General features: G+C 72.3%; 20 protein-coding genes and 1 pseudogene. 14 read left to right on the top strand and 7 right to left on the bottom strand.

Translation table 11 applies throughout. The features are described 5' to 3' along the window. The coding region (locus ACFVGY_RS20535) for a PucR family transcriptional regulator (RefSeq protein ID WP_385679289.1) at positions 1–1,080 on the bottom strand (1,080 nt) is incomplete at its 3' end. Positions 1,081–1,281: 201 nt separating this feature from the next. Here ACFVGY_RS20535 and ACFVGY_RS20540 point away from each other — a divergent pair. Together ACFVGY_RS20540 and pruA are read left to right on the top strand one after the other, a co-directional pair. Then, positions 1,282–2,208, top strand: a complete 927-nt coding sequence (locus ACFVGY_RS20540; RefSeq protein WP_385679292.1) for a proline dehydrogenase family protein — start codon at positions 1,282–1,284, stop codon at positions 2,206–2,208. 261 nt (positions 2,209–2,469) lie between these two features. Beyond that, positions 2,470–4,101 carry an L-glutamate gamma-semialdehyde dehydrogenase gene (gene pruA / locus ACFVGY_RS20545; RefSeq protein ID WP_385679295.1) on the top strand — a complete coding sequence of 544 codons (1,632 nt, stop codon included), beginning with the start codon at positions 2,470–2,472 and terminating at the stop codon, positions 4,099–4,101. A 115-nt stretch (positions 4,102–4,216) separates the two neighbouring features. Here pruA and ACFVGY_RS20550 read toward each other — a convergent pair whose 3' ends face one another. Beyond that, on the bottom strand, positions 4,217–4,918 hold the full coding sequence (locus ACFVGY_RS20550; RefSeq protein WP_385679298.1) for a nitroreductase family protein: 702 nt from the start codon (positions 4,916–4,918) through the stop codon (positions 4,217–4,219). Between the two features lie 88 nt (positions 4,919–5,006). Here ACFVGY_RS20550 and ACFVGY_RS20555 point away from each other — a divergent pair, with 88 nt between their 5' ends. Together ACFVGY_RS20555 and ACFVGY_RS20560 are read left to right on the top strand one after the other, a co-directional pair. Further along, positions 5,007–5,714, top strand: coding sequence for a tyrosine-protein phosphatase (locus tag ACFVGY_RS20555; RefSeq protein WP_385679301.1), 708 nt, complete (start codon positions 5,007–5,009; stop codon positions 5,712–5,714). Continuing rightward, on the top strand, positions 5,711–6,259 hold the full coding sequence (locus ACFVGY_RS20560; RefSeq protein ID WP_385679303.1) for a GNAT family N-acetyltransferase: 549 nt from the start codon (positions 5,711–5,713) through the stop codon (positions 6,257–6,259). The genes ACFVGY_RS20555 and ACFVGY_RS20560 overlap by 4 nt, the downstream gene beginning before the upstream one ends. A 43-nt stretch (positions 6,260–6,302) precedes the next feature. Here the strand turns inward: ACFVGY_RS20560 and ACFVGY_RS20565 are convergent, their stop codons facing one another. Beyond that, positions 6,303–8,333 (bottom strand): phosphocholine-specific phospholipase C, encoded by a 2,031-nt coding sequence (locus ACFVGY_RS20565; RefSeq protein WP_385679306.1) that lies wholly within the window; start codon positions 8,331–8,333, stop codon positions 6,303–6,305. A gap of 119 nt (positions 8,334–8,452) precedes the next feature. After that, on the bottom strand, positions 8,453–9,466 hold the full coding sequence (locus ACFVGY_RS20570) for an NADP-dependent oxidoreductase (RefSeq protein ID WP_385679308.1): 1,014 nt from the start codon (positions 9,464–9,466) through the stop codon (positions 8,453–8,455). A 101-nt stretch (positions 9,467–9,567) separates the two neighbouring features. Between ACFVGY_RS20570 and ACFVGY_RS20575 the strand changes: the two genes are divergently transcribed. The 4 genes from ACFVGY_RS20575 to ACFVGY_RS20590 all read left to right on the top strand — a co-directional run bounded on the left by ACFVGY_RS20575 (position 9,568) and on the right by ACFVGY_RS20590 (position 13,313). Beyond that, entirely contained in the window at positions 9,568–10,470 is a 903-nt protein-coding gene (locus ACFVGY_RS20575) for a LysR family transcriptional regulator (RefSeq protein WP_385679311.1), read from the top strand. A 256-nt stretch (positions 10,471–10,726) separates the two neighbouring features. Then, the gene (locus tag ACFVGY_RS20580; RefSeq protein WP_385679314.1) at positions 10,727–10,861 is read left to right on the top strand and encodes a hypothetical protein; all 135 of its coding nucleotides are present in this window, start codon (positions 10,727–10,729) and stop codon (positions 10,859–10,861) included. A gap of 94 nt (positions 10,862–10,955) precedes the next feature. After that, entirely contained in the window at positions 10,956–11,996 is a 1,041-nt protein-coding gene (locus tag ACFVGY_RS20585; protein ID WP_385679316.1) for a 3-isopropylmalate dehydrogenase, read from the top strand. 231 nt (positions 11,997–12,227) lie between these two features. Continuing rightward, complete coding sequence (locus ACFVGY_RS20590; RefSeq protein ID WP_385679319.1) at positions 12,228–13,313, top strand: branched-chain amino acid aminotransferase; 1,086 nt, start codon at positions 12,228–12,230, stop codon at positions 13,311–13,313. An 85-nt stretch (positions 13,314–13,398) separates the two neighbouring features. Here the strand turns inward: ACFVGY_RS20590 and ACFVGY_RS20595 are convergent, their stop codons facing one another. Together ACFVGY_RS20595 and ACFVGY_RS20600 are read right to left on the bottom strand one after the other, a co-directional pair. Continuing rightward, positions 13,399–13,554 (bottom strand): hypothetical protein, encoded by a 156-nt coding sequence (locus ACFVGY_RS20595; protein ID WP_385679321.1) that lies wholly within the window; start codon positions 13,552–13,554, stop codon positions 13,399–13,401. Positions 13,555–13,587: 33 nt separating this feature from the next. Beyond that, positions 13,588–15,040, bottom strand: a pseudogene (locus ACFVGY_RS20600) (cytosine permease). A 155-nt stretch (positions 15,041–15,195) separates the two neighbouring features. On the opposite strand from ACFVGY_RS20600, the gene ureA reads away from it, so the two are divergent. From ureA to ACFVGY_RS20630, 6 genes are all read left to right on the top strand, one after another. Continuing rightward, entirely contained in the window at positions 15,196–15,969 is a 774-nt protein-coding gene (ureA, locus tag ACFVGY_RS20605; RefSeq protein WP_385679324.1) for an urease subunit gamma, read from the top strand. Further along, on the top strand, positions 15,966–17,699 hold the full coding sequence (locus ACFVGY_RS20610) for an urease subunit alpha (protein ID WP_385679327.1): 1,734 nt from the start codon (positions 15,966–15,968) through the stop codon (positions 17,697–17,699). Before ureA ends, ACFVGY_RS20610 begins: the two co-directional genes overlap by 4 nt. Positions 17,700–17,726: 27 nt before the next feature. Continuing rightward, positions 17,727–18,773, top strand: a complete 1,047-nt coding sequence (locus ACFVGY_RS20615) for an agmatine/peptidylarginine deiminase (RefSeq protein ID WP_385679330.1) — start codon at positions 17,727–17,729, stop codon at positions 18,771–18,773. 40 nt (positions 18,774–18,813) lie between these two features. After that, positions 18,814–19,425 carry a TetR/AcrR family transcriptional regulator gene (locus ACFVGY_RS20620; protein WP_385679333.1) on the top strand — a complete coding sequence of 204 codons (612 nt, stop codon included), beginning with the start codon at positions 18,814–18,816 and terminating at the stop codon, positions 19,423–19,425. Positions 19,426–19,706: 281 nt separating this feature from the next. Beyond that, positions 19,707–21,335, top strand: a complete 1,629-nt coding sequence (cimA, locus tag ACFVGY_RS20625) for a citramalate synthase (protein WP_385679336.1) — start codon at positions 19,707–19,709, stop codon at positions 21,333–21,335. Between the two features lie 89 nt (positions 21,336–21,424). After that, entirely contained in the window at positions 21,425–22,747 is a 1,323-nt protein-coding gene (locus tag ACFVGY_RS20630) for a hypothetical protein (protein WP_385679338.1), read from the top strand. Positions 22,748–22,809: 62 nt separating this feature from the next. On the opposite strand, the gene ACFVGY_RS20635 is transcribed toward ACFVGY_RS20630, so the two are convergent. After that, positions 22,810–23,421 (bottom strand): YceI family protein, encoded by a 612-nt coding sequence (locus tag ACFVGY_RS20635; RefSeq protein ID WP_385679341.1) that lies wholly within the window; start codon positions 23,419–23,421, stop codon positions 22,810–22,812. Positions 23,422–23,824 lie beyond the last annotated feature (403 nt).

Raw genomic sequence — 23,824 nt, forward strand, 5'->3', positions numbered from 1 at the left:
CCGCGGTGCCGCCCCCGGTTGGGGGCGTAGCTCCGCCCCGCGGCCCCCCCCCCCGCGCGGGGGGGGGCCCCCCCCGCCCGGCCCCCCCCCCCCCCCGCCCCCCCGGGCCCCCCCCAGCCGGGCCAGCCCCGCAGTCGGCTCGGCGATCCCTGCCGACGGTCCGGATCCGGCCGGGAGCGCGCCCGGGGTCCCCACCGCCCGCTCCGGGCCGGGCGTACGGGCCGGAGCGCCGGCCGGGCTGCCGGGGGCGGCCGCATGCGCCGCCGCTGCCGTACGGCCCGCCGGGGCCGCGGCGGTACGGGCACCCCCGCCTCCCGGGCCGGCGCCGGGCGGGAGCAGCCGGACCGCGACCGCCTCGGCCGGGGTGAGGACGTCCGCCGAGCGCAGCCGCACCAGCACCGCCAGCGCCTGCTCCGGGCCCGCGACCACGCCCGCCACCGTGATGGCGCCCCCCTCGCCCCGTCGGGGCACCACGCACACCGCGGCCGCGCCCGGCACCGACGCCGGGGCCTCGCCGGACCACGGTGCCACGCACACCACCGCGTGCAGCCCGTCCGCCGCGGCGGGGCCCAGCGCGGCCCGCAGCGAGGCCACCGCCATGTCCTGCTGCCAGCCCCGGCCGGCCGTGATGACCGCGAGGAACTCCCGGGACAGGTCGGCCCCGGCCTTCGCCTCCTGCGCGAGCAGGACCCCGATCCGGTCGGCCACCTCCATGGCGGCGGCCAGTGCCTCCGGCCCCGGGCCGGGCTCCTGGTCCAGCAGCCACACGTAGCCCTGCACGATCCCGCGGTACCGGACCGGCAGGCAGATCCGCCCCCGGAAGACCCCCGCGTCCGGCGCCGCCGGGATCCGCACCGGGCCCGTGGCCCGGGCGATGCCGAAACCCTCGAACCAGGACCGCACGGCTGCCGTCGACTGGCGGGTCAGGATCGAGCGGGTGCGCACCGGGTCCATGGCGAGGTCGTCGTCGCTGTCGTGCGCGCCGAAGGCGATCAGGCGGAAATCCCGGTTCTCCAGCGTCGCCGGGGCGCCGAGCAGCGCCGAAATCTCGTCCACCAGGTCCTGGTAATCGCCCTTCACCCGGACATTCTCCCACCGGTGAGCAGGGTCTTCAGACACATGTATGAGATCGCGGCCACGGATGCGTGACAGCTGTCGATGGCCGAGGATCGGGTCCATCCTTAGGTTTCACGGTGGTTTCACTAGCGTTTTCCTGACGGCCTCCGCACCGCCCGACACAGGGACCGGACGCCTGCTTCTGCCACCTGTTGGAGGTGCCCCGTGCTGGGTCCCGCGATCCTCGCCGCCTCGCGCAGCGACAAGATGCGCCGAATCGTCTCTGCCGCCCCGGTGACCAAGCCCGTGGTGACCCGGTTCATCCCCGGCGAGACGGTCGACCAGGTCATCCCGATCGTCGAGGACCTCGCGCAGAAGGGGCTGGAGGTCACCCTCGACGTGGTCGGCGAGGACATCACCACCGTGGAGCAGTCCTACGCCGCCCGCGACGCCTACCTGGAGCTCATCGACCGGCTCAAGGAGCTGGAGCTGGGCGAGCGGGCCGAGATGTCGGTCAAGCTCTCCATGTTCGGCCAGGCGCTGGAGGGCGGCCACGAGCTCGCCCTCGCCAACGTCCGCCCGGTCGTCGAGGCCGCCGCCGCCATCGGCACCACCGTCACGCTCGACGCCGAGGACCACACCACCCTCGACTCGATGTTCGCCATCCACGACGAGCTGCGGAAGGATTTCCCGCAGACCGGCTGCGTCATCCAGGCCTACCTCTTCCGCACCGAGGCCGACGCCCGCCGCCTGGCCGCCAACGGCAGCCGCGTGCGCATCGTGAAGGGCGCCTACAAGGAGCCCGCCGAGGTCGCGTACCAGGACAAGGCCGAGATCGACAAGGCGTACGTACGGATCCTGAAGATCCTCATGGACGGCGAGGGCTACCCGATGATCGGGTCGCACGACCCGCGCCTGATCGCCATCGCGCAGGAACTCGCCCGGACGGCCGGGCGCAAGCTGGACGAGTACGAATTCCAGATGCTGTACGGCATCCGCAGCGAGGAGCACCTGCGGCTCGCCGCCGAGGGCCACCGCATGCGCGTCTACACCGCGTACGGGACGGACTGGTACGGCTACTTCATGCGCCGCCTGGCGGAGAAGCCCGCCAACCTGCTCTTCTTCCTCCGCTCGATGATCACCAAGAACTGATGAGGGGGTGGGCGACGGGCGACGTCACCCAGGTGCACCCTGGGAGACGACGGCGGTCGCCCGCCCACCGGCCGGCCGAGCCGGTGCACGTCTGGACGAAGGAGACACCGGACCCGTGACTCCGCCCCGCGGGGCTCCTCACTCGTCCGCAGCAACGCACTCACGACGGTCAAGCGTCAAGCCCTGACCGCTGCTCAAGCAATGCAATCGCTTCAGCCCGCGTCGGCTGAAGTCAGGAATTCACCCGGAAGAGGTGCCGCCATGGATGCTGTGACCCAGGTCCCCGCGCCGGTCAACGAGCCGGTTCACTCGTACGCCCCCGGCAGTGCCGAGCGCACGCGTCTCGAGGCGCAGCTCAAGCAGCTGTCCGAGAACCCGATCGACCTGCCGATGACGATCAACGGCGTCAAGCGGATGGGCGGCGGCGAGCGCTTCGACGTGGTCCAGCCGCACGACCACAGGTCGGTGATCGGCACCTACGCCAACGCCACCCAGGCCGACGCCCAGGAGGCCATCGACGCCGCCCTCGCGGCCGCCCCCTCCTGGCGCGCGCTCTCCTTCGACGACCGCGCCGCGATCATCCTGCGCGCCGCCGAGCTGCTGGCCGGCCCCTGGCGCGAGAAGATGGCCGCGTCCACCATGCTGGGCCAGTCGAAGACCGCCCAGCAGGCCGAGATCGACACCCCCTGCGAGCTCGTCGACTTCTGGCGCTTCAACGTCCACTTCGCCCGCCAGATCCTGGCCGAGCAGCCCGTCGCGAACTCCGCCGGCGTGTGGAACCGCAGCGACCACCGCCCGCTCGAGGGCTTCGTGTACGCGATCACCCCGTTCAACTTCACCGCCATCGCCGGCAACCTGCCGACCGCCCCCGCCCTCATGGGCAACGTGGTCGTCTGGAAGCCGTCCCCCACGCAGACCCACTCCGCGGTCCTCCTCATGGAGCTCCTGGAGGAGGCCGGCCTTCCGAAGGGCGTCATCAACCTGGTGACGGGCGACGGCATCGCCGTCTCCGAGGTGGCCCTGAACCACCCCGAGCTGGCCGGCATCCACTTCACCGGCTCGACCAAGACCTTCCAGTACCTGTGGAAGACGGTCGGCAACAACATCGAGAACTACAAGTCCTACCCGCGCCTGGTCGGCGAGACCGGCGGCAAGGACTTCGTCGTCGCGCACCCCTCCGCGGACCGCGCCGTCCTGAAGACCGCCCTGACCCGCGGCTCCTTCGAGTTCCAGGGCCAGAAGTGCTCGGCGTCCTCCCGCGCCTACGTCCCGGCCTCCATCTGGAACGACGGCTTCAAGGAGGCCTTCGCGGCCGAGGTCGACGGCATCGCCATGGGTGACGTCCGCGACCTGACCAACTTCATCGGCGCCGTCATCGACGACCGCTCCTTCGCGAAGAACAAGGCCGCGATCGACCGCGCCAAGGCCGACCCGACCTGCACGATCGTCGCCGGCGGCACGTACGACGACTCCGAGGGCTACTTCGTCCGCCCGACCGTCATCGAGTGCACCGACCCGGAGAACGAGGTCTTCACGACCGAGTACTTCGGCCCGATCCTCGCCGTGCACGTCTACGAGGACGAGAAGTTCGACGAGATGCTGGCCCAGATGGAGTCGGTGTCCGCCTACGCGCTGACCGGCTCGATCATCGCCGGCGACCGCTACGCCGCCGCCGACGCGATGGAGAAGCTCCGCTTCGCCGCGGGCAACTTCTACATCAACGACAAGTCCACCGGTGCCGTCGTCGGCCAGCAGCCCTTCGGTGGCGGCCGCGCCTCCGGCACGAACGACAAGGCGGGCGCCGCGACCAACCTGCAGCGCTGGGTCTCGACCCGCTCCATCAAGGAGACCCTGGTCCCGCCGACCGAGTACGGCTACCCCCACATGGGCTGACCGTCCCGGTACGGGCCGACCGGCCCCGCCGAACCCCGCCCCCGCTCCGGTACCCCCAAGTCCGGAGCGGGGGCGGTATCCATTTCCCGGTGTCGCGACCGGCCGCCACGGGGGCTCAGACCTCGAACAGGACCTGGTCCAGTGACTTGCGGACCAGGTCGGGGACCTCGCAGTCATCGGCGGGGTAGCCGACCGGGATCACGGCGAAGGCCTTCTCGTTCTCCGGGCGGCCCAGCACGTGGGACAGGAAGCGCATCGGACTCGGGGTGTGGATCAGGGCGGCCAGGCCCGACAGGTGCAGGGCCGTCAGGAGCATCCCGACCGCGATGCCGACCGACTCGTCCACGTAGTAGTGCTTGCGCTTCGCGCCGTCGGGGCCGAGCCAGTAGCGCTGCTGGAAGACGACGATCAGGGCCGGGGCATCGGTGAGGTGGGTCTTGACCGCGTCCGTGCCGAGGGGGCGCAGGGCCGCCAGCCACTCGTCGCCGAGCCGGCCGTCGTAGGAGATCTCCTCCTCCTGCTCGGCCGCGGCACGGATCTGCCGGCGCACGTCCGGGTCCTTGACCAGGACGAAGGTCCACGGCTGCTGGTGCGCCCCGGACGGTGCGGTCGCCGCGCACGCGATGGCGTCGCGGACGACCCGCTCGGGTACCGGGTCGGTGGAGAAGTGGCGTACGGTGCGCCGCTCGTCCATCCGCGTGAGCAACTCGGCGGCACGCGCCAGGGATTCGCTGCTCGGCATCCGCTCGGGCCGGTAGGCGACGGGCCGGTACGGTTCGCCGTGGGTCGGGGTCCAGTGCTGGGCGGTAGGTGACATGGGGCGAGTGTGCCGAGGGGGGAACCGCGCGGGCCAGGAACGCGTCCCGGCTGTTTGTCCGTTGTGTGCCGACAGGGGGGTATTGGCGGTGACGAGCACCGGCCGTTTCCTGGACTGGGAAGGCTGCTTCAACGTCCGCGAGTTGGGTGGGCTGGGGGAGGTGGTGCAGGGCCGGGCGGTCCGGGCCGACGCCCTCGACCGGCTCACCGCCCGCGGCTGGACCGCGCTGGCCGACCACGGCGTGCGCACCGTCGTCGACCTGCGCAACGACGGTGAGGCGGAAGCGGACCGCGCGCCCCGCCCGGCCGGGCTGAAGACGGTCCGGATCCCGCTCGACGGGATCGAGGACCGGGAGTTCTGGGACGTGTGGTGGGGGCGTCCGGGTTTCGGCACCCCCGCCTATTTCCGGCCTTTCCTGTCCCGCTTCCCCGAGCGTGTCGCCGCCGTCGCGGAGGCGGTCGCCGACGCCCCGCCCGGCGGCGTGGCCTTCCACTGCGGCCTGGGCCGCGACCGCACCGGCATCATCGCCCTCGTGCTGCTGCGCCTCATGGGTGCGAGCCCCGAGGAGATCGCCCACGACCACGGGCTGAGCGAGCCCCGGGTCGGCGCGCTGTACGCCGCGCGGGGGCGCCCGTACGACAGCATCGAGATCGAGGAGTACGTCGCCGGACTCGGGACGACCGTGCACCGGCTCGCCCTCGACGCCGCGCGGTGGCTCGACGCCGAGCCGTACCTGCGCGCGGGTGGCCTGAGCACGCCGGTGCTGCTGCGGTTGTGCCGGAGACTGGGGGGATGACTGAGATGCCGGTACGGCTCGTGCACACCTCGCAGCTGGGGGAGGGCGAGCTCGATGGGATCAGGGAGCTGCTCCACGGAGCCTTCGACGGGGACTTCGACGAGGAGGACTTCGAGCACGCGCTCGGCGGCATGCACGCCCTGGTGTACGGCCCGGGCGGGGAGCTGCTCGCGCACGGCAGCGTCGTCCAGCGGCGGGTGCTGCACGCGGGGCGGGCGCTGCGCTGCGGCTACGTCGAGGCCGTGGCCGTCCGGCCCGGGGCGCGACGGCGGGGCCTGGGGGGCGCCGTCATGGCGGAGCTGGAGGAGGTCACGGCCCGGGCGTACGTGCTCGGCGCCCTCTCCGCCTCCGACGAGGGGGCCGCGCTGTACGAGAGCCGCGGCTGGACGGTGTGGGGCGGGCGGATCGGGGCGCTCTCGCCCGACGGGCCGGTCCGCCTCGCCGAGGAGGAGGGCACGACGTACGTGTGGGTGCCCAAGGGCGGTGCCCTGCCGGACCCCGCCGAGGGACTGTGGTTCGACTGGCGGGACGGGGACGTCCTCTAGCCCGCCCGCCCGCCCCGCCCCGCCCCGCCCGCGCCGCCCCGTTCTAGCTGCCCGAGATGCTGGGGGCGCCGGTCTCGATGTGGCCGGTGTAGCGGCGCGACCAGGTGGAGTCGCTGTCCGCCAGGACGGTGAAGTCGTACCAGCCGTTCGCGTAGGCCACCGCGTTGAAGAAGTCCTCCCGGGAGGAGTTCGCCGGGACGGTGTACGTCCACGGGCCGTCCTTGCGGTAGGCGTCGGCCCGGATGGTGAAGGTGACCGGCGCGGCGGAGGCGTTGGTCATCTTGAACCAGATCGCCGTCTTGCCGGTGCCCCGCTCGACCGCGTAGCGGGCCGCGACCTCGATCGCCTTGCCCGCCTTCGAGGCGTCGCCGATGAAGCGGCGCAGGAAGCGGTTCGGCCCGTACATGGAGATGTCGTACGCGCCGGAGCCGCTACCGAGGCCGATGTGGAACCAGTCGGTGGCGGTGGTGCCCGGGCCCACCGTGTACTGCCAGGGCGTCGTGTCCCGGTGCTGGTGCGGGTGGATCGAGAAGTGCGCGGCCCGCTCGGCCTGCGCGCCCTGGTTGGCCATCGAGAACCAGGCGAGGATCTGGCCGGCCGGACCGAACTCGAAGCGGTCCAGGTTGCCGTTCACCTGGTACGGCAGCGCCCGCGCCGGCCGGGTCCCCGGTTCCTGGGCCGGCAGCGCGTTGTCCTGCGGGACCGGGTTGGGCAGCGGGCCGCAGGTCTGCTGGCCGATGACCTTCGCGGTCGACGGCAGCCCGGCGGGGACTCCGTAGACCGGACGGGCGAAGTCGAAGACGCCGGTGAGGTCGCCGCTGACGCTGCGGCGCCAGGCGCTGATGTTCGGGCAGAGGGCCGGGGTGCCGTGCGCGGTCGTCCACGTCTCCATGAAGCGGAGGACGGAGGTGTGGTCGAAGACCTCCGAGCTCACCCAGCCGCCCCGGGTCCACGGGGACATGACCAGCATCGGCACCCGGAAACCGAGCCCGATCGGCACGCCGTCGAGGTACTCGCCCGGGGTGCCCGGCGGGGCCACGGGCGGGGCGACGTGGTCGAAGAAGCCGTCGTTCTCGTCGTAGTTGAGGAAGAGCACGGTGGAGTCGAAGACCTCCGGGTTCGCGGCGAGCGCCCGGTAGACCAGGTCCACGAAGTGCGCGCCGTCCCCGGGCGGGGCGTACGGGTGCTCGGAGAAGGCTTCGCTGGCCACGACCCAGGAGACCTGCGGCAGGGTGCCGGCGAGGACGTCGGCGCGGATGGCCGCGGCGATGTCGTCCGGCGTGGAGCCGGTGACCTTGGGGACGGAGCCCATGCCCCGGTCCCACAGCGGGTCGCCGGGCCGGGCGTCGGTGAACCGCTTGAAGTAGGCCAGGCCGTTGTCCCCGTAGTTGTCCTGGGCGTTCTGGTAGACCTTCCAGCTCACGCCGGCCCGTTGGAGGGCCTCCGCGTACGTCTCCCAGGTCAGCCCGGACTCCTCGCCGCCGTCCTTGCTGGACGCGTCGATCTTCCCGCTCCACAGGAAGGTGCGGTTCGGGCCGGTCGCGCTGAGCGCCGAGCAGAAGTACGCGTCACAGATCGTGTACGCGTCGGCGAGGGCGTGGTGGAAGGGGATGTCGCCCCGGTCCAGGTAACCCAGGGTGCGGATGTTGCCGACCCCCGTCACCCAGTTGTCCATCCGGCCCTTGTTCCAGGCGGCGTGCTGCGAGGTCCAGCTGTGCGGGAGGTCCCCGTTGCACTGGGCGAGGGTCTCGCCGTCCACACCCCCGGCCGGCGGCGTCGCGCTGAGCTTCCAAGGGTATTGGCGCCCGAACCAGTTGGGCTGGTTGAAGGTGCCCCAGCCGCCCGGGATGTTGCCGGCGGCGCGGTCACCGAACCCGCGGACCCCCTTCAGCCTGCCGAAATAGTGGTCGAAGCTGCGGTTCTCCTGCATCAGGACCACCACGTGCTTCACATCGGTGATCGTGCCGGTCGCGGCAGCCGCGGCCGCCGTCGCCGGGACGGCCGCGGGCAGGGCCGCACCGGCCACCAGCCCGGCGCCGATGCCCACGAACCCTCTGCGGCTGATCGGTGTCACTGGCTTCCCGCCTCCAACTCCCGTGCCCCGTCGGCACGACGACGGACAGGGTGGCGGCCGCCGGCCCAAAGGTCCACAGCCGTGCGGCAATCAGTCGGTGAACATCCGGCCGACCCGGCTCAGCCGTCGAGACGGACCAGCATTTTGCCCGTGTTGTCCCCGCGCAGCACGCCCAGGAAGGCATCCACCGTGCGGTCGATCCCCTGGACAACGGTGGTGTCGGTGCCGACCCGGCCGCTGCGCAGGTGCGGGACGAGGAACTCCTCCAGCTCCTCCTGCAGATTGGTGTGGTGGCGGACCAATACCCCTTCCAGGCGCAGCGACTTGTGCACCACCTCGAAGAGGTTGCGCGGTGCGGCGGGCGAGCGGTCGCCGTTGTACAGGGAGATGCCGCCGACCCAGGCGATCCGCCCGAACTCGCGCAGCGACCCGATCGCGCCCTCCAAGTGGTCCCCGCCCACGTTGTCCACGTAGACGTCGATGCCGTCGGGCGCCGCCTGCGCGAGCTGCTCGCCGACCGGCCCGTCGTGGTAGTCGAAGGCCGCGTCGAAGCCGAGGACCTCGGTGAGGTGCCGGACCTTCGCCGCGGACCCCGCGCTGCCGATGATCCGGCGGGCGCCCATCAACCGCGCGAGGTGTCCGACGGCGGTGCCGACGCCGCCCGCCGCGGCCGAGACGAAGAGGTCCTCGCCCTCGCGCAGGGCCGCCGTCCGGGTGAGGGCGGCGTACGCGGTCAGACCGGTGCCGCCGAGGATGCTCAGGTACGCCTCCAGCGGGACCCCCTGGTGCGGGCGCAGGACGCGGGTGCCCTCCACCCCGAGGGTGACGAGCGCGTGCGTACGCCAGCCCTGGCGGTGGAAGACCAGGTCGCCCTGGTGCAGCCCCGGGTCGCGGGAGGCGAGCACGCGGCCCACGGAGCGGCCCTCCAGCGGGGTGCCCAGCTCGAAGCCGTCCTCGCCGCCGTCCATCAGCCCGCGGTGGTACGGGTCCACGGAGAGCAGCAGGTTCTGCACCAGGGCGGTGCCCGGGGCCGGTTCCGGGACCGGAGTGCGGACGAGCGTGAAGTCGGAGGCGGTGGGGAAGCCGGTGGGACGGGCGGTCTGGTGCACGGCGTAAGCGGTGTTCGCGGTCATGGGAAGGACCGTAGGAAGGAATCGCCGGGCCGGGCAGAGGGTTGCGATCATGGAAGCGGCAGATCCATGAGGACTGCTCATACGACGAGGTGGGAGCCCCCATGGCAGCAACCGCAGCGGCCGAACTCGCCCCGCGTGAACTGCGGATCCTGGTCGCCGTCGCCGAGACCGGCGGGTTCTCCGCCGCTGCCGGCCGCCTCGGCCTCACCCAGTCGGCGGTCTCCCACTCGGTGCGCGGCAGCGAGGCGAAGCTCGGCGCGGTCCTCTTCGAGCGCGGCCGCTCCGGCGCCTCGCCCACCCCCGCGGGGGAGCGGGCCGTGGCCCTCGCCCGGCGGATCCTCCGGCTGTACGAGGCCCTCGGCTCCGAGGTGCGCGCGGCCACAGCGGGCGGCGCCGACCGCGACGCCCTCCAGGGGGTGCTGCGCATCGCGGCCTTCCGCAGCGCGGCCCTGCACCTGCTGCCGCCCGCCCTGGAACGGCTCGCCGACCGGTACCCCGGCATCCGCCCGCAGGTGCGGGTGGTGCGCGAGCTCGGCGCCGGCACGGCGGGGGAGGTGGCGGCCGGCCGCGCCGACCTGGCCATCGCCACGCTGAACGCGGACGGATCGGGGCTGCCGCCCGGCCTGCTGAGCGGGGTGCTGGTGGAGGAGGCGTACGCCCTGGTCCACCCGGCCGGCCATGCCGACCCGAGGTCACTGCCGCTGCTGGACTGGGACGAGAACTGCGGCTCGTACACCCGCGCGTGGTGGCGCGCCCAGGACTGGATCCCCTGCGCCACGGTCAAGGCGGAGGACGACGGGATGGTGCTCACCATGGTCGGGCGCGGGCTCGGCATGGCGATCATGCCGGAGCTGTCGCTGCGCGAGGCGGACGACTCCGTCGGCATCACCGATCTGGGCCCTTCGAGGCCGGTGAGGCAGGTGGGATACGTCACTGCCCCGGAATCCGCTGCCACCGTCGCAGTAAGGGCTCTGATCAGGGAACTTCGCTCTGCGAAGGCCTGAAACCGGATGCCCGAAGAGATCCTTTCGGGGGGTTGTGCGTCTCAGATAGTAGGAAGTCCGACTAATTGCAGAGACATACGGCGGGACCTGCCCTAGCTTTGTAAGAGCCGAACGTCTCGCTGATCAGGCGAATGGCGGCCGACGACGCGCGCCCCCGGCAGGCAACCCCTGCGGCGCAGCGCTCCCGCCCCTTCCGGCGCCTTGAAGGTATCCCTCATGCGGCCCCTCACGCCGCGCACTCAAGGAGTCGATCACCATGACGAAGACCTCCCCTGCCTCCGCCCCTCGCGTCCGCCGTTCCACCACTGCCGACGCCGACCGCAAGAACGCCGCCGCCGCCCTGCAGCGCGCCCTCGACCGTCGCGACAACGGCGGCTCGGCCGGTCACTGACCCCGGCGCGCCCCGCACCCGGAGCAGAGGCGTATTGCGTCCACATGGTGGACGCAATATGTCTGAGGCTTGGGACAGGGAGTACGGTTCCGACATGTCGACCAGCATCAATCTCGCAGTGATCCCCGGTGACGGCATCGGCCAGGAAGTCGTGGCTCAGGGCCTCAAGGTCCTGACCGCGGTCCTGCCCCAGGACGTGAAGCTGGAGACCAAGGAGTACGACCTCGGCGCCCGCCGCTGGCACCGCACCGGTGAGACCCTCCCGGACGCCGAGCTGGCCGCCCTCAAGCAGCACGACGCGATCCTGCTCGGCGCCATCGGCGACCCGTCGGTCCCGTCCGGCGTCCTGGAGCGCGGGCTGCTGCTCAAACTCCGCTTCGCCTTCGACCACTTCATCAACCTGCGCCCCTCGAAGCTCTTCCCGAACACGGCCACCCCGCTCGCCGGCCGCCCGGAGATCGACTTCGTCGTGGTCCGCGAGGGCACCGAGGGCCCGTACACCGGCAACGGCGGCAGCCTGCGCACCGGCACCCCCGCCGAGGTGGCCACCGAGGTCAGCGTCAACACCGCGTACGGCGTCGAGCGCGTCGTCCGCGACGCCTTCGAGCGGGCCAACGCCCGCCCGCGCAAGAAGCTCACCCTGGTGCACAAGAACAACGTCCTCGTGTACGCGGGTCACCTGTGGAAGAACACCTTCGACGCGGTCGCCCGCGAGTACCCCCAGGTCACCACCGACTACCTGCACGTCGACGCGGCGACGATCTTCTTCGTCACCCAGCCCGAGCGCTTCGACGTGATCGTCACGGACAACCTGTTCGGCGACATCCTCACCGACCTGGCAGCCGCCGTGACCGGCGGGATCGGTCTGGCCGCCTCCGGGAACATCAACCCGACCGGTGCCTTCCCGTCGATGTTCGAGCCCGTCCACGGCTCGGCACCGGACATCGCGGGCACCGGCAAGGCCGACCCGACGGCGACGATCCTGTCCGTCGCCCTCCTGCTGCGCCACCTCGGCCACGAGGACCGGGCCGTCCGCATCGAGGACGCCGTCTCCACCGACCTCGCGGAGCGGGACGGCACCTTCCGGACGACCGACCAGATCGGCGACGCGATCGCCGCACGAGTAGCCGGCTGACCCGGCAGCCCCACCAGGAAGCCGCCGGGTCGCGCGACGAACGCACCCGGCGGCTTTTCCTGTGCGGTCCCGGGTGCCACCATCTCCCCTGGGCCGCACACTCCCCCCGCTTCTCCGCACACGGCTCGCGCGCGATAATCGAACGCGAGACCGCGGAATGCGGGGAAGCTCGGACGTCCTGTACGCCGTGAGCGCGGTCCGCCATACACAACCGGTGAAGGACATGCACTCATGACGATGCCCACGATCGAGCTCAAGCCCTCCTCGAACCCGCTGTCCGACGCGGAGCGCGAGGCGATCCTGGCCAGCCCCGGCTTCGGCCGCCACTTCACCGACCACATGGTGACTATCAAGTGGACCGAGGGCCGCGGCTGGCACGACGCAGAGCTGGTCCCGTACGCGCCGCTGTCGATGGACCCGGCGAACATGACCCTGCACTACGCGCAGACGATCTTCGAGGGGCTCAAGGCCTACCGCCAGCCCGACGGCAGCGTCGCCACCTTCCGACCGGAGGCCAACGCCGAGCGCTTCCAGGCCTCCGCCCGCCGCATGGCGATGCCGGAGCTGCCGACCGAGCTGTTCATCGAGGCCTGCGACGCGCTCATCAAGCAGGACAGCGCCTGGGTGCCGTCCTCCGGCGAGGCCTCCCTGTACCTGCGGCCGTTCATGTTCGCCACCGAGGTCGGCCTCGGCGTCCGCCCGGCCAACGAGTTCCTCTTCATGGTCATCGCCTCGCCGGCCGGTGCCTACTTCGCCGGCGGCGTCAAGCCCGTCTCCGTCTGGCTCTCCGAGGAGTACGTGCGCGCCGTCAAGGGCGGCACCGGCGCCGCCAAGACCGGCGGCAACTACGCCGCGTCCCTCGTGGCCCAGGCCCAGGCCGCCTCGCACGGCTGTGACCAGGTGGTCTGGCTCGACGCCGTCGAGCACCGCTGGATCGAGGAGATGGGCGGCATGAACCTGTACTTCGTGTACGGCGACCGCATCGTCACCCCCGAGCTGACGGGCTCGCTCCTGCCGGGCATCACCCGCGACTCGCTCCTCACCATCGCCCGCGACCTCGGCTACACGGCCGAGGAGGGACGTATCTCCACCGAGGACTGGAAGCGCGACAACGAGAACGGCACCCTGACCGAGGTGTTCGCCTGCGGCACCGCCGCCGTCATCACCCCCGTCGGCTCCGTCAAGTCCGAGCGCGCCGACTGGACCCAGGGCGACGGCGAGCCCGGCGAGGTCACGATGAAGCTCCGCACGGCGCTCCTCGACCTCCAGACCGGCCGGGCCGAGGACACCCACGGCTGGATGCACCCGCTCGGCTAGGCACCACCGCCCCGAACCGGCCGAAGGCCCCCCGCGCACCGCACGGGGGGCCTTCGGCGTTCGGCCGGGGAGGAGGGGAGCGGGGTCAGCGCTCCTCGTCCGCCTCGCCCTCGCGCCGCTTCTTCTTGCCGTCGTCGTTCGTCCCGTCCGGGCCGAGGCCCACCAGCGCGTCGCCGAACGCATAGGCCAGGCCGGCCATACCCTTGACGATCTTCCCCGCCACGTACGCGAGCTCTTCCACGGCGCCTCCCCGTTCCCTTCCGCCTTGCGTGTCCTAGTCGGTCGCGACCGCGGCCCTCCCTGCCGTCCCGGCGGCCGGAGCCGCCTCGGGCCGGACCGTCAGCGCGGCGTACACCGCACCGCCGACCAGCCCCGACAGGATGAAGCTGCAGTCCACCCCGCCGGTGAGGGCCAGGAGCGGGCCCTCGTACAGCGGGGTCGACACCGCGGTCAGGCCGACCCCCGCACCCGCCGCCCAGGAGGCGGTGGCGCGCAGGTTCCACCCGCCGCTGTACCAGTAGACGCCGCCACGGGCCCGACGGTTGAACACCTGGAGGGATTCCGCGTCGTACCGGCCGCGGCAGCGGCGGTAGCCGATCAGGGTGATCACCGCCCAGGGGGTGCCGATCGCGGTCAACAGCAGCACGAACGAGGTCATCGCGGACTGCACGTCCCACTCGAAGGAGCCGACGAAGACGAACGCGGTGGCGACGGCGGCGGCCGCCAGCGTGGCCGTGGTGCGGGTGGCCCGGGGCACGATCGCGTCGAGGTCGAGGCCCATGGAGTAGAGCATCAGCCCGGCGTTGCCCACCGAGCCGGCCGCCGCGGCGAGGAGCAGCGGCAGCAGGTACCACGCCGGCGCGGCGGCGACGAGGGGCCCCGCGTAGTCGGCGCCGGCCCGGGCGGCGAGCGCGGTGTAGGTGCCGAAGAGCTGCGGTACCAGCAGGCCGGCCAGCAACCCGAGACAGGTGGCCCAGTACACCGCACGGGAGCTGTGCCGGGCGGGGGAGACGTAGCGGGTGTAGTCGCCGAGCAGGGTGATGAAGGCGACGGGCCCGCTGAGGCCGGCGGCGACGGCGGCGAGCAGCCAGGTCGGCCAGAAGGAGCCGAGCAGGTAGGGGGTGTCCGGCGGCGCGGCGGCGGTGAACCCGGGGGCGTAGGCGTACACGCCGACGGCCAGCAGCACCACCATGCCGAGGGTGAGCAGCTTGCTCATGCGCAGCAGCAGCCGGTAGCCGAAGACGGCCGCGACCACGGTGAACACGGCCAGGCCCCCGTACATCACGGCCCGCGTGGCGCCGTTCTCCGGCAGTCCGGTGAGGCGGGAGAGGGTGCCGGCCATCACGTCGCCGCCGATCCACAGGGTCAGCGCCGTGTAGCCGAGGGAGAGCAGCAGGCCGACCACGGAGCCGACGAGGCGTCCGCGTACGCCGAACTGGGCGCCGCTGGAGGTGGAGAGGTTGGTCGCCGTGCGCAGGGAGACCAGGGCGAGCGGCGCGGTGAAGGCGATGCCGGCGAGGGTGCCGGCCACGATGGCGGTGACCGACGGTACGAGGCCCAGTCCGAAGGACGGGGGCAGCCAGCCGAACACGATCACGCCGAGGCAGAGATTGGAGCCGAGCAGGATCGACATCAGGTCGCGGGGACTGCTCGTCCGCTCCCCCTCGGGGACTGCTCGTCCGCTCCCCCTCGGGGATGGTGTCGACTCCGCGCTGTTCGATGGGCATGGGGAACTCCCTTGGCAGGGCGGGGGGTGGTGGCACGTTGTTTGAGCGCCATTCAATGTGACTCAGGCCTTGCCGCCGGGTCAATCGTTCCCGGACAACGATTGAAGAGTTAGAGTGATGCTCTAACTCATCGACTGCAAAGGTGGTGGATCGGCGTGCGGCTGACCCCTACGGAGCGCGACCGGCTGCTGCTGCGCAGCGCCGCGGAACTGGCCCGGGCCCGGCGGGCCCGCGGCCTCAGGCTCAACGTCCCCGAGGCCACCGCGCTCATCGCGGACACGGTCTGCGAGGCCGCACGCGACGGGAAGCGCCTGGCGGAGGCCGTCGAGGAGGCCCGCAGCGTGCTCGGCCCCGGCGACGTTCTGCCCGGCGTATCCGACGTGGTCACCGAGGTGCACGTGGAGGCGGTCTTCGACGACGGCTCCCGCCTCGCGGTGGTCCCCGCCCCGATCCGGGGCGCGGTCCCCCTCGGTGATGACGCCCCGGGGGCGGTCGTCCCCGGCCCCGGGACCCCGCAACCGGAGCCGGCGGTGCGGTTGCACGTGCGCAACACCGCCTCCGTCCCGGTGAGCGTCACCTCCCACTTCCACTTCTTCGAGGCCAACCCCCGCCTCGACTTCGACCGCGCCGCCGCCTACGGCATGCGCCTGTGCGTCCCCGCCGGCTCGTCCGTACGGTTCGACCCGCACGGCGCGGCCGACGTCGGCCTCGTCCCCATCGGCGGCGACCGCATCGCCGTCGGCTTCGCCGGGTTGGTCGACGGCCCGCTGGACGCCCCCGGAGCCAAGGCCCAGGCGCTGGCCAGGGCTCGGGCCTGCGGCTACCTCGGCGCTCACGGCGACGACAGCGCCCCCGGTGCACACGGCGACGACGACAGCACCCCCGGTGAGCACGGCGACCCGAACGGCCCGGAAGGAGCCACCGCATGAGCAGGCCCACCAAGCACAGCGACCACTGCGCGCCGGGCAGCCGGCACATCGACCCGCACGAGTACGCCGCCGTCTTCGGCCCCCGGGCCGGGGACCGGGTCCGGCTCGGCGACTCCGGGCTCACCGTCCGCGTCGAGCACGACGCGCAGGCCCCGGGCGACGAGTTCCTGGCCGGCTTCGGCAAGACCGCCCGCGACGGCCTGCACCTCAAGGCCGCCGCCGTACGGGAGACCTGCGACGTCGTCATCAGCAACGTGCTGGTCATCGACGCCGTCCTCGGCATCCGCAAGGTCTCGATCGGTATCCGCGAGGGCCGGATCCACGCGATCGGCCGGGCCGGCAACCCCGACACCCTCGACGGCGTGGACGTCGTCGTCGGCACCGGCACGAGCATCGTCTCCGGCGAGGGCCTCATCGCCACCGCCGGCGCCGTGGACACCCACGTCCACCTGCTCTCCCCGCGCATCATGGAGGCCTCGCTGGCCGCCGGCGTCACCACCGTCATCGGCCAGGAGTTCGGCCCCGTCTGGGGCGTCGGCGTCAACTCCCCGTGGGCGCTCAAGCACGCCTTCAACGCCTTCGACGCCTGGCCCGTCAACATCGGCTTCCTCGCCCGCGGTTCGTCCTCCGCCCCCGCCCCGCTCGTCGAGGCCCTCGCCCAGGGCGGCGCCAGCGGTTTCAAGGTGCACGAGGACATGGGCGCCCACACCCGGGCCCTGGACACCGCCCTGCGCGTCGCCGAGGAGCACGACGTCCAGGTCGCCCTGCACTCGGACGGCCTCAACGAGTGCCTCTCCGTCGAGGACACCCTGCGCGTCCTGGACGGCCGCACCATCCACGCCTTCCACATCGAGGGCTGCGGCGGCGGACACGTCCCCAACGTGCTGAGGATGGCGGGCGTGCCGAACGTCATCGGCTCCTCCACCAACCCCACCCTGCCCTTCGGCCGGGACGCGGTCGCCGAGCACTACGGCATGATCGTCTCCGTCCACGACCTCAAGCCGGACCTCCCCGGCGACGCCGCCATGGCCCGCGACCGCATCCGCGCCGGCACCATGGGCGCCGAGGACGTCCTGCACGACCTGGGCGCGATCGGCATCACCTCCTCCGACGCCCAGGGCATGGGCCGGGCCGGCGAGACCGTCCGCCGCACCTTCGCCATGGCCGCCAAGATGAAGGCCGAACTCGGGCCGCTGGCCGGTGACGGCGCAGGCGACGACAACGCCCGCGTCCTGCGCTACCTGGCCAAGCTCACCATCAACCCGGCCATCGCCCACGGCCTCGCCCACGAGATCGGCTCCATCGAGGTCGGCAAGCTCGCCGACATCGTGCTCTGGCGCCCCCAGTTCTTCGGAGCCAAGCCCCAGCTCGTCCTCAAGTCCGGCTTCCCCGCGTACGGGGTCACCGGCGACCCCAACGCCGCCACCGACACCTGCGAACCCCTCGTGCTCGGACCGCAGTTCGGCTCGTACGGGGCCACCGCCGCCGACATCTCGGTGGCCTTCGTCTCCGCGGCCGCGGCCGCCCTCGGCTCCGACGCCATGCCCACCCGCCGCCGCCGCGTCGCCGTGCGCGGCACCCGCGGCATCGGCCCCCGGGACCTCCTGCTCAACTCCCGGGTCGGTGCGGTCGACGTGGACGCGCGCAACGGGCTCGTCACCCTCGACGGTGAGCCGCTGCGCTCCCCGGCGGCCGACTCGGTCTGCCTCAACCGCCTGTACTTCCTCTGACCAGCACAGCCCCAAAGGACCCCTGCCATGACCAAGCCCGCCGCCGACGGATTCCGGATGCCCGCCGAGTGGACCCCCCACGAGCGCACCTGGATGGCCTGGCCGAGCCCCAACCCGACCTTCACCGACGAGCAGGAGCTCGCCGAGGCCCGCGCCGCCTGGGGCGCCGTCGCCCGCGCGGTCCGCGCGTACGAGCCCGTCACCCTCGTGGTGTCCCCGGGTGACGCCGAGGGCGCCCGCGCGATCGCCGGCGCCGGCGGGGGACACGAGCTCACGGTCGTCGAGCGGGAGCTCGACGACGCCTGGATGCGCGACATCGGCCCCACCTTCGTCACCGGTGAGCACGGCGAGCTGGCGGCCGTCGACTGGACCTTCAACGGCTGGGGCGCCCAGGAATGGGCCCGCTGGGAGCACGACTCGAAGATCGCGCGGCACGTCTCGGACCTCCTCGGCACCCGCACCTTCAGCACCCCCCTCGTCAACGAGGGCGGCGCCGTCCACGTGGACGGCGAGGGCACCGTCCTGCTCACCGACACCGTCCAGCTCGGCCAGGGCCGCAACCCCGGCTGGACCCGCGAGCAGGTCGAGGCCGAGATCCACGCCCATCTCGGCACCACCAAGGCGATCTGGCTGCCGTACGGCCTGGCCGGCGACTACGGCACCTACGGCACCCAGGGCCACGTCGACATCGTGGCCGCCTTCGCCCGGCCGGGCGTGGTGATGGTGCACACCCAGCCCGACCCGGCCCACCCGGACCACGAGCGCTGCAAGACGATCGCCGCCCTCCTGCGCGCGGCCACCGACGCCCGGGGCCGCCGGCTGGAGGTCGTCGAGATCCCGGCGCCGACGGTGCTGGAGGAGGACGGGGAGTGGGTCGACTACTCCTACATCAACCACTACCTGTGCAACGGCGGCGTGGTGCTGTGCGCCTTCGACGACCCGCGGGACGAGGAGGCGGCCGAAATCTTCCGCGGCCTGTTCCCGGAGCGGACCGTCACCCTCGTCGACGCACGTACGATTTTCGCCGGGGGTGGCGGTATCCACTGCATCACCCAGCAGCAGCCGAAGGTCTGACCGGAGGCGGACCGGCAGCGGAAACGACGAGGAGTAGCCCATGGCGGCGGCGGGTGGAGCACGCGCGGCACGGAAGAACGCACCGCCGCGCGAGGACGTCCTCGCCGCCGCCATGGCCACGATCGCCGCGCGCGGCCTGGAGGGCCTCACCATGGCCGGCCTGGGCCGCGAGGTCGGCATGAGCAGCGGCCACCTCCTCTACTACTTCGGCAGCAAGGACGAGCTCCTGCTGCAGACCCTGGAGTGGAGCGAGGCCGCGCTCGGCGCCGAGCGACGGGCCCTGCTCGCCCGCCGCGGAGCGGCCCGCGAGCGCCTGAACGCGTACGTGGACCTGTACGTGCCCGACGAGGCCCGGGACCCGCACTGGACGCTGTGGCTGGAGGTCTGGAACCGCTCGCAGAACGCGGGCCCCGGCGAACGCGACCGGCAGGCCGCCATCGAGGGCGCCTGGCACCGCGACCTGGTGGCCCTGCTCGCCGAGGGCATCTCCCGCGGCGAGTTCCGGCCGGTGGATCCCGACCGCTTCGCGGCCCGGCTGCGGGCCCTGCTGGACGGGTTCAGCATCCAGGTCGCCGTGGGCCTGCCCGGGATCGGGCGGGAGGACATCCTGACCCACGTCTCGGAATTCCTGGACCAGTCTCTCGTATCGTGAGACGCCCAGGCGTCCGGCGACCCCCGTGTGACACACTGCGAACGTGCTTGCTCAGCTTGTGATTATCGGCAGCAGCGCGCCGGTCCGCAGTGGCCGCTGAACCGTGGAAGACCTTCGCGGTGGCGGCCACCGTGCCCCAGACCCGCGCGCAGACCTCTCGCACCCGCGAGGGGTCTTTTCGTTTACCGGCCCGCACCCTGCCGGGACGGCGATGCGCGCGATGATGGGGGCAGTGGAGCCCGGTCATCCGGAACCACTCATCCGACAGGAGTCAGACCAGCATGACGACGACAGAGGCGACAGCGCTGGACGCGGCCCGGGGACCCGACGACGCCTTCCACGTCTTCGACACCACCCTGCGCGACGGCGCCCAGCGTGAGGGCATCAACCTCACTGTTGCGGACAAGCTGACGATCGCCCGGCACCTGGACGAGTTCGGAGTGGGCTTCATCGAGGGCGGCTGGCCGGGCGCCAACCCCCGCGACACCGAGTTCTTCGCCCGCGCCCGCGCCGAGATCCGGTTCAAAAACGCCCAGCTCGTCGCCTTCGGCGCGACCCGGCGGGCCGGCGGCTCGGCCGCCGAGGACCCGCAGGTGCGGGCCCTGCTGGAGTCCGGCGCCCCGGTGATCACCCTGGTCGCCAAGTCCCACGACCGCCACGTCGAGCTCGCCCTGCGCACCACCCTGGACGAGAACCTGGAGATGGTCCGCGACACCGTCTCCCACCTGGTCTCCCAGGGGCGCCGCGTCTTCGTCGACTGCGAGCACTTCTTCGACGGCTACCGCGCCAACCCCGAGTACGCCAAGTCCGTCGTCCGCACCGCCCACGAGGCCGGCGCCGACGTGGTCATCCTCTGCGACACCAACGGCGGCATGCTGCCCGCGCAGGTCAGCGCCACCGTCTCCACCGTCCTGGCCGACACCGGTGCCCGCCTCGGCATCCACGCCCAGGACGACACCGGCTGCGCGGTCGCCAACACCCTCGCCGCCGTCGACGCGGGCGCCACGCACGTCCAGTGCACCGCGAACGGGTACGGCGAGCGGGTCGGCAACGCCAACCTCTTCCCGGTCGTCGCCGCACTGGAGATCAAGTACGGCCGCCGGGTGCTGCCCCAGGGCGCGCTGGCCGAGATGACGCGCATCTCGCACGCCATCGCCGAGGTCGTGAACCTGACCCCGTCCACGCACCAGCCCTACGTCGGCGTCTCCGCCTTCGCGCACAAGGCGGGCCTGCACGCCTCGGCCATCAAGGTCGACCCGGACCTCTACCAGCACATCGACCCCGAGCTCGTCGGCAACACCATGCGGATGCTGGTCTCCGACATGGCCGGCCGCGCCTCGATCGAACTCAAGGGCAAGGAGCTCGGCGTCGACCTCGGCGGGGACCGCGCCCTGATCGCCCGGGTGGTCGAGCGGGTCAAGGAGCGCGAGCTGGCGGGCTACACGTACGAGGCCGCGGACGCCTCCTTCGAGCTGCTGCTGCGGGCCGAGGCGGAGGGCCGCGCCCGCAAGTACTTCCGTACGGAGTCCTGGCGGGCGATCGTCGAGGACCGCCCGGACGGCACCCACGCCAACGAGGCCACGGTCAAGGTGTGGGCCAAGGGCGAGCGGATCGTCGCCACGGCGGAGGGCAACGGCCCGGTCAACGCGCTGGACCGGGCCCTGCGGGTGGCCCTCGAACGCTTCTACCCGCAGCTGGCCAAGTTCGAGCTGACCGACTACAAGGTCCGCATCCTGGAGGGCACGCACGGCACGGAGTCCACGACCCGCGTCCTGATCTCCACCACGGACGGCACCCGCGAGTGGTCCACCGTCGGCGTCGCCCCGAACGTGATCGCGGCTTCCTGGCAGGCCCTGGAGGACGCCATCACGTACGGCCTCCTGCACGCGGGCGTCGAGCCCGCCGAGTGACCGCCGGGTAGGGGTGGGCCGGCCTGCCGAGAGCCGTTTCTTATGTCCGGTTCACACGGAAGAGTGACGGTTCAGGTAGCGTCGGGAGTATGAGGAGCAGGCTGATATCCGTACTTTCCGGGCTCCTGCTGGCCCTGTCTGCCGGCGTCCTCGCGACCGCCCCGCAGGCGTCGGCGGCGACCGGGCCCGAAGTCGTGGCGGAAGCCCTCAAGCAGGGCCCCGTCTACGTTGACCCGCGCGCCGCGGCGCAGCTGCCCGAGGACGAGGCGGCCGCGCTGACGAAGAAGATCAAGGACGCCGACAAGCCGGTGTTCGTCGCCGTGCTGCCGGCCACCCCTGAGTTCCCGGCCGACAGCGTGCTGCGCACCGTCCGCACCGAGACGGGCGTCACCGGGCTGTACGCGATCCGGCTCGGCGACAGGTTCGACGCCGGCGCCGACCCCGTGGTCATGTCGCCCAACGCCGTGGACAACCTCACCGCCGCGGTGAAGGCGGGCGGGCCGGTGGACGCGACCACGCAGCTGAACAACTTCGTCGACCAGGCACTTCCCCAGGCCAGGGGTTCCGCCCCGGCCTCCTGGAGCGGCGGCGCCGGCGCTGACGGCGGCGTCCCGGTCGGCGGGCTCGTCACCCTCGGCGCGGTCGCCCTGATCGGCGGCGGCGGTGCGTACGCCCTGGTGCGCCGCAGCCGCAGGAAGAAGGAGGAAGCGGAGCGCGAGGCGGTGGAGAAGCTCCGCAAGGTCGTCGACGAGGACATCACGGCCTTCGGCGAGGAGCTCGACCGGTTGGACTTCCACCCCGCGGAGCCGGGCGCGGACGACGCCATGCGCGCGGACTACTCCCGGGGCCTCGACTCGTACGAGAAGGCCAAGGACATCATGGCCGCGGTACAGCATCCGGAGGAGGTCAGGGGGGTCACCCAGGCCCTGGAGGACGGCCGCTTCGCCCTGGCCAGCCTGGACGCGCGGCGCCGGGGCGGGCCGCTGCCCGAGCGACGTCCGCCCTGCTTCTTCGACCCGCGGCACGGGCCGAGCACCGAGGACGCCGACTGGGCGCCCGCGGGCGGGGCCGCCCGCAGCGTGCCCGTGTGCGCGGCGGACGCCGTCCGGCTGCGCGAGGGCCGGGACCCGATGGTCCGGACGGTGGACACCGAGTACGGCCCGCGCCCCTACTACGACGCCGGGCCCGCGTACGGCCCCTGGGCCGGCGGGTACTTCGGCGGCGGCGTGCTCCCCGGCCTGTTGGTGGGCACCTTCCTGGGCTCGATGATGTCGCCCGGCCACGCCTACGCCTCCGACTTCGGCGGCGGGCACGAGGGCGGGGACTTCTCCGGCGCCGACTTCGACCCCTCCGGCTTCGGCGGAGGGGACTTCGGCGGCGGCGGGGGCTTCGACGGCGGGGGCGGCTTCTAGGGCCGCCCCCGGATCCGGTGGCGGTGGCGGTGCGGAGTCTGCGCAGACCGCGGTCCTCCGGCTCAGGCCTGCCGGACGGCCGAGATGTCGAAGGTCAGCTTCACCTTGTCGCTGACCATGACACCACCGGCCTCCAGCGCGGCGTTCCAGGTCAGGCCCCAGTCCGAGCGCAGGATCTCGGCGGAGCCCTCGAAGCCGACGCGCTCGTTGCCGTAGACGTCCGTGGCGGAGCCGTTGAACTCCAGGTCGATGGAGAGCGGCCGCGTGACGTCCTTGATCGTCAGATCGCCGGTGATGCGGTAGGTGTCCGCGCCGACCCGGGCCGCCCCGGTGGAGCGGAAGGTCATCAGCGGGAAGGCGTCGGCCGCGAAGAAGTCGTCGCTGCGCAGGTGGGCGTCGCGGTCGGCGATGCCCGTGTCCACGGAGGCGATCTTCACGTCGATGGTGGCGGTGGAACGGGTGGGGTCGCTGCCGTCCAGGTGCAGGGCGCCGGAGTAGTCGCCGAAGGCGCCGCGGACGTTGGTCACCATCGCGTGGCGGACGGTGAAGCCGACGCTGCTGTGGGCGGCGTCGATGGTGTAGTCGCCGGTGAGGGCGGCCAGGGCCGGGTCCGCGTCGAGGGTGGCGACGGTGGCGGCGGCGTCCTGCTGGTTGCGGCGGGTGAACAGACCCATGACTCTCTCCTTGGTGGGGGGACGGTGTCGAAGTCGTTGAACCTTCAACGAGAACGACCGTAGACCCATTCCGTTCAATTTTCAACATCTGGTCGGGGTGTCAGGCCTTTTTGTGGGACTGCCACAACCCGCGGCCGTCTCGCCTGGTGGTCTTCGTGCACCGCTTCGCGGTTCTGTGCGGGCCAGACAGCGGAACACGGCCGAGACTGTGTAGAACCAACGGAGGTTTTTCATGGTCGGCTTCGTAAGGTCGGTACATGACCGTTGTGGACCAGACTCCGAGCGAGCCGACGGACGCCCGCGGGCGCGTGGCCGAGCTGCACTCCCTGCGCGAGCAGGCGCGGCGTGGACCCAGTGACCGGGCGACCGAGGCCCAGCACGCGAAGGGCAAGCTGACGGCGCG

Source organism: Streptomyces sp. NPDC127106, assembly GCF_042677605.1.
Lineage (GTDB): Bacteria > Actinomycetota > Actinomycetes > Streptomycetales > Streptomycetaceae > Streptomyces.

Coding starts and splice junctions, on each gene's coding strand:
- ACFVGY_RS20585 (WP_385679316.1), top strand. CDS start 10,956: ATGTCGACCAGCATCAATCTCGCAGTGATCCCCGGTGACGGCATCGGC.
- ACFVGY_RS20615 (WP_385679330.1), top strand. CDS start 17,727: ATGACCAAGCCCGCCGCCGACGGATTCCGGATGCCCGCCGAGTGGACC.
- ACFVGY_RS20570 (WP_385679308.1), bottom strand. CDS start 9,466: ATGACCGCGAACACCGCTTACGCCGTGCACCAGACCGCCCGTCCCACC.
- ACFVGY_RS20610 (WP_385679327.1), top strand. CDS start 15,966: ATGAGCAGGCCCACCAAGCACAGCGACCACTGCGCGCCGGGCAGCCGG.
- ACFVGY_RS20580 (WP_385679314.1), top strand. CDS start 10,727: ATGACGAAGACCTCCCCTGCCTCCGCCCCTCGCGTCCGCCGTTCCACC.
- ACFVGY_RS20560 (WP_385679303.1), top strand. CDS start 5,711: ATGACTGAGATGCCGGTACGGCTCGTGCACACCTCGCAGCTGGGGGAG.
- ACFVGY_RS20620 (WP_385679333.1), top strand. CDS start 18,814: ATGGCGGCGGCGGGTGGAGCACGCGCGGCACGGAAGAACGCACCGCCG.
- ACFVGY_RS20630 (WP_385679338.1), top strand. CDS start 21,425: ATGAGGAGCAGGCTGATATCCGTACTTTCCGGGCTCCTGCTGGCCCTG.
- ACFVGY_RS20550 (WP_385679298.1), bottom strand. CDS start 4,918: ATGTCACCTACCGCCCAGCACTGGACCCCGACCCACGGCGAACCGTAC.
- ACFVGY_RS20635 (WP_385679341.1), bottom strand. CDS start 23,421: ATGGGTCTGTTCACCCGCCGCAACCAGCAGGACGCCGCCGCCACCGTC.
- pruA (WP_385679295.1), top strand. CDS start 2,470: ATGGATGCTGTGACCCAGGTCCCCGCGCCGGTCAACGAGCCGGTTCAC.
- ACFVGY_RS20575 (WP_385679311.1), top strand. CDS start 9,568: ATGGCAGCAACCGCAGCGGCCGAACTCGCCCCGCGTGAACTGCGGATC.
- cimA (WP_385679336.1), top strand. CDS start 19,707: ATGACGACGACAGAGGCGACAGCGCTGGACGCGGCCCGGGGACCCGAC.
- ACFVGY_RS20590 (WP_385679319.1), top strand. CDS start 12,228: ATGACGATGCCCACGATCGAGCTCAAGCCCTCCTCGAACCCGCTGTCC.